Origin of the sequence: Actinoplanes sp. NPDC049548, from assembly GCF_040676695.1 — a bacterium.
Lineage (GTDB): Bacteria > Actinomycetota > Actinomycetes > Mycobacteriales > Micromonosporaceae > Actinoplanes.
Window position 1 is genome coordinate 369584 of record NZ_JBFAPM010000007.1, and the last position, 12843, is coordinate 382426.

Sequence of the window (12843 nt, forward strand, 5' to 3'; positions counted from 1 at the left end):
CGCCGGTCATCCGACGAAGTCCTGGGTCATCCACACGACTCCCTTGCTGTCGCGGACCACGCTCAGGCCGATGCGCTTGAAGTCCTTGCTGAGCAGGTTCTTGCGGTGGCCGTCCTCCGGCGGCACCTCGGCGAGCATGCTGTCGGTCAGCCCGTTCGCGGCCTCGACGATCTGCGCGTCGCTGCCGCCCGCGGAGCCGAAGCCGATGTTCTCGCCGGCCGAGCGCCAGTCCACGCCCTGCGCGCTGAACCGGTCGCCGATGCCGCCCTCGCCCGAGCACTGGTGGGACAGCCCGCAGCCGTCGATCATCAGGTCGTTGTGCAGCGCCGACGCCTTCGACAGCGAGCCGTTCAGCGTGTACGCCGCCAGGCCCTCCCGGCTCCGCGCGGCGTTGATGTGGGCGAGCACCCGGTCGAGGATCGAGCCGCTCGTGGCGGGCGGGTTGCCGGCGGTCGGCCGCTCGGTCGGCGTGGGCTTGCGCTTGGGCTTCGCCTTCGGCGTGGACTTCGGCCTGCTCGTGGGCGCCGCCGTGGTGGCCGACGGCGCGGCGCTGCTCGGGGCGGCCGACGACGGCGCCGAGGGCGGCACGGAGGCGGTCGCCGCCTCGTCGAGCAGCAGGTCGGTGCCGGGACCGGCGCCGCCGAGGTCGGCGGGCGGCTGCGTGACCAGCGGGGCGTCGGCGGAAGCCCGCTCGGCGGCCGGCTCGGCGCCGTGCCGGTTGAGCCCGACGACCGTGAACCCGACGCCGATGACGACCGCGGTGGCTCCCGCCGCCAGCGTGTACCGGAACTGTTGGGCAGCGGACATGGACACGGACTCGGTCACCTCGGGCGCTCGTCGGACGGCCGCGGGCGCGGCGCCCACCGACTATGGCGGCCGCACCCGGGCCGCGGGCCCCACCTCAGAAGCCCTTAAGGATCGACAAACAAAGACCTAAGATCGCTGCCCCGGGCTTTCGGACCCCCGCGAGTTTCAGGACACCCACGAGAGGAAGCGCTCGTAGAGGTCGGCCGGGGTGGGTGCGCCCCGGGCGGTGAGGTCCTCGACGGCGTCGTACATCGTCGAGGCCATGTAGATCGCCAGGCCGGAGGGGAAGCGGGCGTACTGCGCCGCCAGTTCCGCCTTGGCGTCCGCGCAGGGCCAGGGCTGAGCGCACACGAGGCAGGCCCAGGACGGGCGGGCCGGCAGATGGTCGGTCCGCGGCACGAGCATCAGGTCATGCACCCCTCCCGTCGGGCCCCATCATCACCGGTAGCGACATGGGGACTACACACAGGAGCCTGCGTGACCTACTCTCAGGCATCAATGGATCCAGGCGAGAATCCCGAGATCGAATTCTCACTGTCTCGCTGCAGGCGATCCGGTCGTCTCGTTCGGCACAACTGCAAACTTCCCGACACAGGAGGCGGCCGTGACCACCGAGACCGGTTCCACCGTGCCCCGGCGCCAGGCCGGCCGGCTCATGAAACAGCTCCGCGAGCAGGCCGGGATCTCGCTCATGGCGGCCGCCGAGGAGCTCGAGTTCTCCCGCGCCCGGATGTACCGCATCGAGAACGGCGAGGTGTCGCTGCGCAAGCACGACGTGCTGGCCATGTGCGCCTTCTACGGCGCCAACGACCAGATCACCGAGGTGCTCGTCGGGCTGGCGCGCGAGTCCAAGGCGAAGGGCTGGTGGCACGCGTACGGCGACGTGGTCCCCGCCTGGTTCGAGCTGTACGTCGGCATGGAGACGGCCGCTGAGCGGCTGCGGCACTACGCCCCGAGCGTCATCCCGGGCCTGCTGCAGAACCGCGAGTACGCCGAATGCGTCTTCCGCCAGCGCGCCGACCTCGACGAGGCGGGGGTGCAGAACGCGGTCGCCGTACGCCTGGAACGCCAGGAGCTGCTGCGCCGGCACAGCCCCCGCCCGCCGTTGCTCGAGGTCATCATCGACGAGGGTGTGCTGCGCCGCGGGATCGCCGACACGTACGGCATGCAGAAGCAGCTGGCGCACCTGGTCAACATCTCGCAGCGGCCCGGGGTGAGCGTGCGCGTGCTGCCGTTCTCCGCCGGGCCGCACAGCGCGTCCAGCGCCGGTTCGTTCACCATTCTCGACTTCCCCACCCTCGGGGCGGCCGCGCCGGAGCCGACGACGATCTACAGCGAGAATCTGACCGGCGCCCTCTACCTCGACAAGGCCCGTGAAGTGGAGACTTATAGCGGCATCTGGCGTGAGCTGGAACGCGCGGCCCTCGACCAGCGTGCCTCCGACGATTTCATCGGCACGATCATCAAGGAGAGCGATGGCTGACCTGACCGGTGCCCGATGGCACAAGAGCACCCGCAGCGGCAGCAACGGGGGCGACTGCGTCGAGGTCGCCGACAACCTGCCGGACATCGTCGCGGTCCGCGACAGCAAGGACCCGGCCGGGCCGGCGCTTGTGTTCCCCCGCGACACGTGGCGGACGTTCATCGAATCGCTCAAGGACCAATAGCGCGCCCACGACGACGACGGCGGCGGCAGCCGGTGCCAGCTCGCGCTCATCGAGGGCGGCCAGGCGGTCCTGTACGAGCCGGAGGCGCTGCACGGCCTCCTGGGGCGGTGCTGCCGCCGGGCAACTCACCCGCCCGGCGGCGTGGTTCCCGTCTGGACGGCGTTGCTGAGCCCCGAGGTCGCCTACCGACCGGCCTGGGCGGCTACAGTGCCGGGCGTGAGCAGACTCCTCAAGGGCATCGCCGGATCGTTGCGCCGCATCGCTGGCAGCCGCGCCCCGTCGCCCCGGCCGGTGCCGCGCCAGGTCCCGACCGCCGACCGCGGCCGCCACCTGGAGTACGCGCCGAACCTCGACGGCGACGCCGACCCGGGCGAGATCGTGTGGACCTGGGTGGAGTACGAGGAGGACGCCAGCCGGGGCAAGGACCGCCCGGTGCTGGTGGTCGGCCGCGACGGCCGTACCCTGCTCGGCCTCATGCTCTCCAGCCAGAGTGAGCGGGACGGCCAGCGCAACTGGCTGGCCCTGGGTCCTGGCGCCTGGGACCGCGAGTCACGGCCCAGCTGGGTACGCCTGGACCGGGTGCTGGAGGTCGACGAGGACGGCATCCGGCGCGAGGGCGCGGTCCTCGACCGGGCGCGCTTCGACCGGGTGGCCGCGGTGCTGCGGGACGACTACGGCTGGGCATAACGCGCGCCGGGCGGCAGTTGACCACTACCGTGGAGCCCATGGATGCGGACGTAATGGTCGGTTTCGGCGGTAAGCAGGCGTGGCTGGCCGTCCGCGACTGCGACCCGGCCGAGGTTCTCGCGGCCCTGGGACTGCGCGACCTCGGCGAGGTGCGCTGGCGCGACGGCATCGACCTGGCCCACCTGACCGACGACCGCGTCGCCGTCACGCCGCCGCTGCCCGGCAGTCGCTGGGTGCTCGCGGCCGGCCGCTACCTCCTGCGGCCCGACGTCGCCCTCGACCTCGCCGCGCTGTCGAAGCAGCTGCACACCGAGGTCCAGTACTTCGCCACCCACCGCGTCACCGAGACCCACCGCTGGCAGCGTGCCGACGACGGTTCGCTCATCCGGGCCTTCGGGTACGTAGGACAGACCGGCGACGTCACCACCTGGTACGGCGACCCCGACCCGGTGGAACGCGCCATCGGCCTGCCCGCGACGTTGCCGGGCTCCCTGGACGACGAGCTGGACCGCCTGCTGGAGAGCGGTGGCAGCGCCGCCGGCCCCACCACGGTGCTGGTCAACGAGCAGGACGTGCTGCGCGTCGCCGCCGGATGGAGCGTCGACCCGACCGAGCTCGACGGCCGCGAGGCCCCGGGCCCGCTGCGTGTCGGCGCAGCCGTCTGAGGGGAAGACAAGACCATGCGCAAGTACGTGATCATGGGTGTCCAGGGGAGCGGCAAGGGCACCCAGAGCGAGCTGCTCGAGACCGACCTCGATCTGGTGCACATCAGCGTCGGCGACCTGTTCCGCTGGCACGTGCAGCACCACACCAAGCTGGGCGCCCAGGTCCGGCGCACCATGAACGCCGGCGAGCTGGTCAGCGACGACCTCGTCGAGTCGGTCGTCCGCGACCGCCTCGACTCGCACGACTGGAACTTCGGCTTCGTCATCGACGGCTTCCCCCGCAACGGGCGCCAGGCCGAGTTCTTCATGGAGAGCTACGACATCGACGGCGTCATCCACCTCGAGCTCCCGGACGACGAGGTACGCCGCCGCGTCCTCAGCCGCCGGCTGTGCCCCGGCTGCGGCATGGACTACAACCTCATCGCCGACCGCCCGAAGGTCGAGGGCCGCTGCGACATCTGCGGCACCGAGCTGATCGTCCGCGAGGACGACACCCCGGAGGCGCTCGCGGCCCGGCTGCGCGACTACCACGAGAAGACCCGCCCGGTCCTCGAGCTCTTCCGCCGCAAGGAGGTCGTGCACGACGTGGACGCCCGGCGCTCGCCCGAGGAGGTCCAGCAGGAGATCCGCCGGGTGCTGGACCTGCCGCCGTACAAGGCCGGCTAGGCGTGCTGCGGGTGCCCGTAAGGTACTGGTCGGCGGCGATCGTCAGGGTGGCTTGGTCGCGCACGGCCATCTCGTCGGGGCGTGTAGCCATCGCGCGGTGTCGCTTCAGCTGGTTGATGCCGCACTCCACGGCATGACGGCGGTGGCGGACCGCTGCGCTGAAGGCGGGTGGGTGTCACCGTGAGAGCCTTTGGCGAGGTGGCTAGCGTCCTGGTCGCTCTTGCTCGGAATGTAGGCTGCGATCCCATCTCGACGCAAATAGACGCGGGGGTCAGGCAAAGTCTGAGGGTGTAGGTCTTGGGCCACGAACCGCTTTGCGCGGATTCTGGGCCGGCCGGGTCCGGACCCCGGCGATACCTGGATGCGGTCAAGCACGGTGGTGAGCTGGAGTTGTCACTGTGTTGCCGGACCGAGAAGAGGCCGGCCAGACGTTACGGCCCTGCTCACAACTATGGGTTTCGGCGGTTGAGCCGCACCGCGAACCACCGAGCGCGTGGTCGGCACGGCTCGGTATGGACCCTCATCGAATGCTTCTTTCCGCCGTGGTGCCGGAACGGGCCACCGGCACGGCCACACGTCCTCGACACTGCCGTCTCACCGTGCATCCTTTTGATCGTCTGCCATGGTGACCACCACGTCGCCCGTGGTCATTCCCCTGTGCTGCCGTTTAGCCGAGATTCACCCGTGGTGGGGTCGAAGTCGCCGCTTGGCTTCACATACCGAAGCCGATCGAGGGATTGTCAGACTCTTCACAAGTGCGCTGTTCTTGCTTGAGCAACCCGAGGAGTCGGATGGCGGACGAACTTTGTCACTGCGGCGCCGAGCGAAGCCAGCTCCGCAACGGCGGACCGATCGAGGTGATCCGTGCTTGGAACGTCGAGCGGATCCGGCAGCTTTTCGCCGGTGAGCTCGACGAGCCGGCGACATGCGACGCCGGGTGCCGGATCAACGTGCGGGCCACGCTCGTCTGGGTGGACGAGCACGAGTCCGCAATCTTCCTAGGCCCCCTGTTCGCCGGACATGGGGGCCGCCTGAAGGACGCACTGGGGGTTCCCGTCGGCCGGTCGATCGCCCTGCGGCACGCCGAGGATCCGGACGACCTCCGCATCATCGCCTTTAACGACATGGCCGCTCACATCAACGAGGTCAACAGTCTCCGTGTCGAGCCGAATCTGGCGCTCACCTGGCGCCTCAGAACGCCGGAGAAGGTCGCCGCTCTCCTCGCGGTCGGTGAGGGAATCTTGGGCAAGGACGTCCAGTCCCAGACGAGCTCCTCCGACGTACGGGAATGGGCACAGAACCTGACGCTGCAGGCATGGCTCGGCATGTTGACGGCATGGACTTCCGGCGCGGCCATCCAGGAGTCCACACTAGAACTTGATCTCGTCAGGTACGTGGACCAGATGCCGACCACCGAGGGCGTGGCCGGCCGTTTCGACGAGCTGGCATCCGACCTCGCGCCGGCTGATCAGGAACGGGCGACGCTTTACCTTGTCGAGGCGATCAAGGCCAGCATCCACCGGCAGCATTCCGGAGCCACACGATCTTTCGCGGACAACTTCCTATGGGCCTTCAGCTTTTTCGAATTCTTCATGGCGATGATCCGCCATCAGTCCGGCGAGCCCGGTTCCCAGACGCAGCGGATTGCTCTGGGCATGAGACGCTCCCTGATTTCAGCTGAGCGGGCGGCCGTAACGCTTGATCCTGAAGCCGCCATCGGGGCCGCGACCAACCTCGTCAGCAGACTGCCGGACCCGCTCGCCCCCGAAGCATTCATGGTAATGCAAGGGCTGGCTGAGGCCGCCCGCTACGCCGCGCTTCGCATCGACGAGAGCACTTTCATCGCGACTTTTGACATCGACGCCGATCAGGGCTCCCTGGCAAAGCTGATACGCGGTATCGCGGTCGAGCGACCGGAGGCACTGGTCACCACGATCGTGTTAGCAAGCAGGAAACTGGCTCGTGATAATAAGATCGATGAAGTAGTTGAGTTGTGCGACGTGGCCGCGGGGGCGACCAAACGCGATGGCTTGCGGACCGCTGTGTTCTCCTGGCTTTGCCGGTTCCTCGCGGGTAGGGGCCGGCACGCCGAGGCGCTTGCTCGCCTTTCGCAGATCAGCCCGGCGGAACTCAGGGCTTCAAGCCGGGAGGATCGGCTCGAGATACTGATCACAAAGGTTCGTTGCCTCTACGAAGGCGGGCGGTACGCGGAGGCGATCGAACGCGCCGACGAGGCGCTGGCGCTGGCGGAGAGTCCCGATGAGGTCGCCGCCATCAAGCTGGACCAGGCTCGAGCTGTCCGCGAGTCGGGGGCACCCGATCAGGCGCTGGCCCAGCTTCTTGCGCTGGCCGAGGGAGCGCCGGAGACGATTGCGCCGTACGTGCTTTCCGAGGCCGTCGGATGGACTTACTGGAAGCTTGGCGACCACGACGCGGCGGTTCACTGGCTCACCCGGGCCGAACGCGAGGCTCGGGCGGCCGGCAACTTCGACACTGTCATGCAGGCCCAGCTCATCGAGTTCCAGATCAAGGCCGGCCGTCAGGTCGACGACAGTCTCGTGAGGTTTATCGCGGGCAGCGATCTTCCGACGTCACCGAGGACCGCGGTGTTGGAATGTGCCGCCCTCGCCGGGATGGCCAGGATGGGACTTCTGCCACTCAATCTGCTAGGGCGGCTGCAGAAGCTGCGCTCGATGTTGCCGGCCATGGCCGAGCAAGCGGCGCGCCAGGGCACCGTCGCCGTCCATGACACCGCGCTACGCCTGCTTCACCTCCAGACCACCGGCGAGCTCAGCCGAAGCTACCTCGCTCAACTCGGCGACTTGTACAACGCCAACGGCGCGCTGCCCGGTACCGAGGTCCTGATCTCCCGAGCGGTCGAGGCATACCAGCGAGGCGCTCGGGAGCAAGGCCGGCGGGCAGCACAGAAAGCGCTCGCCTCGCTGTCGAACCAGGTCTCAGGAGTACGGAACCCGCGAACCGCGCTCGAAATGGGACGCCGCTACCGGCGGTCGCTCGATGCCGCTCTGAGCGCACTGGCCGGGACTGCCGTCGCCGAGCCGAGCGACCTGCGCCTGTTCGCCGAGATCCGCCGCGACTTTCTGGGCCGGGCGATCCTTTCAGGTGCCGATGACGGATGCTTGCGCCGGGTCATAGCGGGCGCCTTCTCAGACACCGGCATCAGCGCAGCCGTGCCGGCACCCCTCTCGGTTCTGGAGTACGACGCGTGGGACGGCGGAAGCCTGATCATCCGGACCGACGTCCACGCGGACGGCACACGAACCACTCTCGCGGCGGACCCACCGGTGGTTTTAGAAACCCTGGCCGGTCGGATCGCTCGGCGGCTGTCGACGTGGACGCCGCAGCGCCCCGGTGACCCGTTCGACCTATCGCCGTGGCGGGACGTCCTGCGCTGGATCCGAGAAATCCTCGAGGGAGCCGCCGAGGACGTCGTCGTGATACCGGGTGGATTGGCGAACCTGCCCTGGCATGTGGCTATCGCCGAGACCGGTAAGCGATGCTCGTACGCGCACAGCTGGTCCGACCTGATCTCGGCAGTCAACCTGCGGCGACCTTCGTCCCGGCGACTGGCGATCGCCGCCGTTCCGCGTTTCGGGGATCCCGCCGAACTGAGCGCGAGCTTCGCGAGGGAAACCCGGAAGATCCGGTCCTTGGCCGGTTTCGATCAGGTGACAGCCCTTCTTAACGAGGACTGCGACGCCGCCGGCCTTCGGCGGACCCTGGCGGAGGCCGATTTGGCCGTACTGCTTATGCACGGTTACCTGGACCCGGTCACCGCCGAGGTTGCGCTCATGGTGGCGTACGACGGGCGTCTCCCGCTGGCGCACAGCGTCGCGTCGAACAGTCCCGGCTCGAGCCCCCACCGGCTGAGTTGGTCGACGCTGGACACCACCGCTCCGGCTGTCGTCGCCTCCGCGGCTTGTTCGTCTGGTCTCAGCCACCTGCGGGGGCTCGACGATCCGGCTGGCATCTACAGCATGCTGAGGTACCACGGCGCCCGTTCGTTCATCGCACCTCGGTGGGACGTGGATATCTCCTCGCTTCCGGTTCTCACCGACATCATTCGGCGCATGATCGATGATGGCGTCCCTCCCGGGGTCGCCGTCTTCGAAGCCGGACAGGCAGCATTGTCAAACGGTCTGGCCCCATGGATGGCTCTGCCGTTCTCAGTCGAAGGATCCTGGAGGTAACGAACCGTGAAGGACCTGACCCGCATTCTGACGGAGTCCACCGACGCCGACTCGATCGAGCAGTCGGTGCGCTACCTGGTCGCCGAGTTCACGGACGACGCGGACCCCGCCGAGATGCGTCAGACCCTGGCCTCCGCAGCGTCTGATCCGGCCCGGATCGACGAGCTGATCAGCCGGCTGACTCTGGACTCCACCCTGCTCGAGGAAGTCTCGCTCGCCGTCCTCTCGGAAGCGTGGGACGATCCCAGCCGCCATGAGCAGATTTCCCGAATCCTCGCGGACGCTAAGACCAAGTTGCCCGTCATCGAGGTCTCGGTCCTCGCCATCAGCGCCCTCTACGGCATTTACCTGTTCCGGACCGGCGGTAAGAAACGAACGACGAGATACGTGAAGCGTGACAAGGACGGCGGCTTCACGCTCAAAGAGGAGACCGAGTACGCCGAGCCCAACAGCGTCTTCCGGACCATCCTCGGCATTTTCGACCGACAACCGCCCGGTGCCTGACGTGTCTGTCCACCGCGTGTTCCACTCGTGGAGCGCTCATCAGATCGTTGACCTTTTCACCACCTACCTTGCTGGTTCTGTCCCGCCGCCGGACGACTGCGTGCTGGTCTGGATGAATGAAGGCTCCGTGACGGTGTTCGTAGGGCCGGCCGTCGAGGACCCAGCGGAGGTGGTCAGGAACCTCGTCGGCGACACCGTCGCCGACGAGGCCTGTATCGCCGTCGCGTTCTCATTGGAAGAACTGCGTGCTGTCGCGGGAGCCAGCCTCGCGCGAAGCGCTTCCCAGGCATATTCGTTGTACCGGACGATCCGTGGTGAGTCGAACACGGTAGCGTTTGATTGGCGTCAGTGGACACCGGAGAAGCTGGTCGCTCTGACCGCCATCCATCCCCAGGGCGCCGACGCAGTGGCGGTCGATGAGCTCTATTCTTCCCTGGCTACCTGGCCGCTGCACGCCTGGGGCGGTCTGACAGTGTCCTGGACTCTCGGTGCCGACATCGACGGTCGGGTGTTCGAGGAGGACCTCTCGCGGTACGTGGACCGCATGCCGGTGTCCGGCGTCCTCTTCGAGGGTTACCTCAGGGCGCTGGAGGAACTCGACCTCGGCACGCATGTGCAGGGCAAGCGGTACGTGATCGAGGCGATCAAGGCCAGTATCGCGGCGCGGCTGGACCCAGACCCCCGCAGCTTTGACGAGACGGCCGTATGGGCGTACTTCTACTTCAACTTCTTCGCGGCGCTGAGGTACTTCAAGGAGGACGCGGGCCGGGGTGACGTGCAGGCTGCGTCAATTGCTGAGGGAATGACCCGGGCGCTGGTCAGCGGGCAGCGCGCCAGGCAAACCATGACGCTCGAGGCGGCGTTAGCCGGCGCCGCGACGATGATGGATCGCTTGCTGGCGGAGCGAGGCGTTGACCAAAGAGAGCAGATCATCGCGACGGTGATGGAGGCAGTCCGGTACGGAGGCTTCGCCATCACCGACGCTGACCTGCTCGGTGTTGTCGGTTAGTCGGCCTCGCGAACGTCGTAGCCGCGCTCGGTGAGCTCCTCCTCGACGACGTGGCAGACATGTTCCGCCACGGCGAGCCGCGCGTAGTGCTTGCTGTCGCCCGGCACGACCTGCCACCTCGCCCGCGCCCGGTCGGTCCGCTCGAGCATGTCCTCCACGGCGGCTTCGTAGTCGGCCCGCCGCTCGCGGTTGCGCCAGTCCTCGTCGGTCAGCTTCCACGCGCGCAACGGGTCGGCCGCCCGGCTCTCGAAGCGGCGCAACTGCTCATCGTCGGAGACGTGCATCCAGAACTTGATGAGGATCATGCCCTCGGCGGTCAGGGTGCGTTCGAACTCCACGATCTCGTCGTACGCCCGGGTCCACTGCTCCCGGGTCGCGAAGCCCTCCACCCGCTCGACCAGCACCCGGCCGTACCAGGACCGGTCGAGCACCGTCATCCCGCCCCAGCCCGGCAGCACCGCCCAGAACCGCTGCAGGAAGTGGTGCCGCTTCTCGTCGTAGGTGGGCGCCGCGAACTGTGAGACGCGCACGTGCCGCGGGTCCAGCGGAGCCACCAGGCGCTTGATCGCCCCGCCCTTGCCGGACGCGTCCCAGCCCTCGAACAGCACACAGAGCGGCGGACCGAGCTTGTGCACGCCCAGTTGACCGCCGAGGAGCAGCCGCAGCCGCAACAGCCGCTGCTGCGCCGCCTCCAGCTTGTCGGCGGCCTTCTTCTTGGACATCTCGACGGGGGGTACGGCGGAACCGAGACGACTCATCAGCACAGCGTCCCACGCCCGTACGACGAAACCCGATGTCGAAGGCCCCGGGGCATGCAGGACAATCGCAGGGTGACTCTCGTTGACGACATGCAGTGGCGCGGACTGATCCAGGACTCGACCGACCCCGACGAGCTGCGCAAGCACCTCGACGGCGGCTCGATCACGTTCTACGTGGGCTTCGACCCCACCGCGCCGTCGCTGCACGTCGGCAACCTGATGCAGGTAGTGACCGCCCGCCGGCTCCAGCTCGCCGGCCACAAGCCGCTGCTGCTCGTCGGCGGCGCCACCGGCCAGATCGGCGACCCCAGTGGCAAGGCCTCCGAGCGGGTGCTCAACTCCAGCGAGGTGACGGCCGGCTGGGTGCGGCGCATCCGGGACCAGCTCGCCCCGTTCGTCACGTACGAGGGGGACAACGCCGCGGAGCTCGTCAACAACCTGGACTGGACCGGCGAGCTGTCCGTGATCGACTTCCTGCGCGACGTCGGGAAGCACTTCCCGGTCAACAAGATGCTCGCGCGCGACGTGGTGCGCAACCGCCTCGAGAGCGGCATCAGCTACACCGAGTTCAGCTACCAGCTCCTGCAGGCCAACGACTTCTACGAGCTGCACGTGCGGCACGGCTGCCGGGTGCAGTTCGGCGGCTCCGACCAGTGGGGCAACATCACCGCGGGCGTCGACTTCGTCCGCCGGCGCGGCGCGGGGCCGGTGCAGGCCTTCACCACCCCGCTGGTGCTCAAGGCCGACGGCACCAAGTTCGGCAAGAGCGAGAGCGGCGCCACGTGGCTCGATCCGGAGATGACCTCGCCGTACGCGTTCTACCAGTTCTGGGTCAACGCCGACGACCGGGACGTCTCGCACTACCTGCGCTACTTCAGCTTCAAGAGCCGCGAGGAGATCGAGGAGCTGGAGAAGGCCACCGCGGAGCGGCCCCAGGCCCGCCTCGCCCAGCGCGAGCTGGCCTTCGAGATCACCGCGCTGGTGCACGGCGAGGAGGAGGCGAACCAGGCCGTGGCCGCCAGTCAGGCGCTGTTCGGCCGGGGATCCCTGGCGGACCTCTCCGCGGACACGCTGCGGGCCGCTCTGTCCGAGGCCGGGATGGTTTCGGTACGCGGTGAGCTCCCGCCCGTCACGGCGCTGCTGCAGCAGGCGGGGCTGGTGAAGAGCGGCGGGGAGGCGCGCCGGACGATCGCCGAGGGTGGCGCGTACGTCAACAACGAGCGGATCACCGACCCGGAGGCCGTGGTGCCGGAGTCGGCGCTGCTGCAGGGACGCTTCCTCGTGCTGCGCAAGGGCAAGCGGACGTTCGCCGGTATCGAACGGGTGTGACCCAGGTCAACCCCGGGGGATTTGACGCTCCTTCGGGCCGCGACGTACCTTTCTTCCTGCCCGCGGGGAGTTCTCCCGTCGGGCAGGAAGAACCCAGCACCGGCCGTGTTCCCACGACCGGAGCGCTGGACCGGGTGGTGCGGACCGGGCTCTCCGGAGCCTGCGGAACCCCTTCGGGGGGCCGATTTGGAGCCGCGAGACCGACCGGGTAAGGTTCTTCGAGCCGGCAGGGAAACGGACGCGGTGAGCGGACGTCCTGCCAACCCCCAGGAATGAGCATCTGACGGAGTCGTGCGCGGCTCCCGAAAATGGTGCGCGGGATTGGGGACTCGAGCGGAATTCCTTCGCCGAAACCGGGAAAACGCCGGATTTGACGGTGGGAAACGGTGAGAGTAAAGTTGAGCGAGTGCCCCGGAGAACGGGCCGCGGAAATGCGGTTCTTCAACGGTGTGTGGTTGTTCTTTGAGAACTCAACAGGGTGCTTGATAAGCCAGTGCCAAGAATGATTTACCCCGGCCAGATGCTTTGTGTGTCTGGTGG

At 68.1% G+C, this 12843-nt stretch carries 12 protein-coding genes; 9 read left to right on the forward strand and 3 right to left on the reverse strand.

Translation table 11 applies throughout. The features are described 5' to 3' along the window. Positions 1 to 6: 6 nt before the first annotated feature. Positions 7 to 807: a CAP domain-containing protein gene (locus AB0J80_RS17345; protein WP_364705631.1), complete on the reverse strand. Its 801-nt coding sequence runs from the start codon at positions 805 to 807 to the stop codon at positions 7 to 9. Between the two features lie 165 nt (positions 808 to 972). Beyond that, positions 973 to 1212 carry a hypothetical protein gene (locus tag AB0J80_RS17350; protein ID WP_364705633.1) on the reverse strand — a complete coding sequence of 80 codons (240 nt, stop codon included), beginning with the start codon at positions 1210 to 1212 and terminating at the stop codon, positions 973 to 975. A 199-nt stretch (positions 1213 to 1411) separates the two neighbouring features. Between AB0J80_RS17350 and AB0J80_RS17355 the strand changes: the two genes are divergently transcribed. The 8 genes from AB0J80_RS17355 (at position 1412) to AB0J80_RS17390 (ending at position 10216) form a co-directional block, all read left to right on the forward strand. Beyond that, entirely contained in the window at positions 1412 to 2290 is an 879-nt protein-coding gene (locus tag AB0J80_RS17355; protein WP_364705635.1) for a helix-turn-helix transcriptional regulator, read from the forward strand. Further along, complete coding sequence (locus AB0J80_RS17360) at positions 2283 to 2474, forward strand: DUF397 domain-containing protein (protein WP_364705636.1); 192 nt, start codon at positions 2283 to 2285, stop codon at positions 2472 to 2474. Before AB0J80_RS17355 ends, AB0J80_RS17360 begins: the two co-directional genes overlap by 8 nt. Positions 2475 to 2690: 216 nt before the next feature. Continuing rightward, the gene (locus AB0J80_RS17365) at positions 2691 to 3161 is read left to right on the forward strand and encodes a type II toxin-antitoxin system PemK/MazF family toxin (protein WP_364705638.1); all 471 of its coding nucleotides are present in this window, start codon (positions 2691 to 2693) and stop codon (positions 3159 to 3161) included. Between the two features lie 38 nt (positions 3162 to 3199). Next, complete coding sequence (locus AB0J80_RS17370; protein WP_364705639.1) at positions 3200 to 3826, forward strand: hypothetical protein; 627 nt, start codon at positions 3200 to 3202, stop codon at positions 3824 to 3826. 15 nt (positions 3827 to 3841) lie between these two features. Further along, the gene (locus tag AB0J80_RS17375) at positions 3842 to 4492 is read left to right on the forward strand and encodes a nucleoside monophosphate kinase (RefSeq protein ID WP_364705640.1); all 651 of its coding nucleotides are present in this window, start codon (positions 3842 to 3844) and stop codon (positions 4490 to 4492) included. 791 nt (positions 4493 to 5283) lie between these two features. Continuing rightward, the gene (locus tag AB0J80_RS17380) at positions 5284 to 8703 is read left to right on the forward strand and encodes a CHAT domain-containing protein (RefSeq protein WP_364705641.1); all 3420 of its coding nucleotides are present in this window, start codon (positions 5284 to 5286) and stop codon (positions 8701 to 8703) included. A 6-nt stretch (positions 8704 to 8709) separates the two neighbouring features. Then, a complete protein-coding gene (locus AB0J80_RS17385) occupies positions 8710 to 9207 on the forward strand; it encodes a hypothetical protein (protein WP_364705643.1) in 498 nt (165 codons plus the stop codon). Position 9208: 1 nt separating this feature from the next. Continuing rightward, entirely contained in the window at positions 9209 to 10216 is a 1008-nt protein-coding gene (locus tag AB0J80_RS17390; RefSeq protein ID WP_364705644.1) for a hypothetical protein, read from the forward strand. Here the strand turns inward: AB0J80_RS17390 and AB0J80_RS17395 are convergent. Then, on the reverse strand, positions 10213 to 10974 hold the full coding sequence (locus AB0J80_RS17395) for a UDP-galactose-lipid carrier transferase (RefSeq protein WP_364705645.1): 762 nt from the start codon (positions 10972 to 10974) through the stop codon (positions 10213 to 10215). The two genes, AB0J80_RS17390 and AB0J80_RS17395, sit on opposite strands and share 4 nt — an antisense overlap. 54 nt (positions 10975 to 11028) lie before the next feature. Here AB0J80_RS17395 and tyrS point away from each other — a divergent pair, with 54 nt between their 5' ends. Next, positions 11029 to 12303, forward strand: coding sequence for a tyrosine--tRNA ligase (gene tyrS, locus AB0J80_RS17400; RefSeq protein ID WP_364705646.1), 1275 nt, complete (start codon positions 11029 to 11031; stop codon positions 12301 to 12303). Positions 12304 to 12843: the final 540 nt, after the last annotated feature.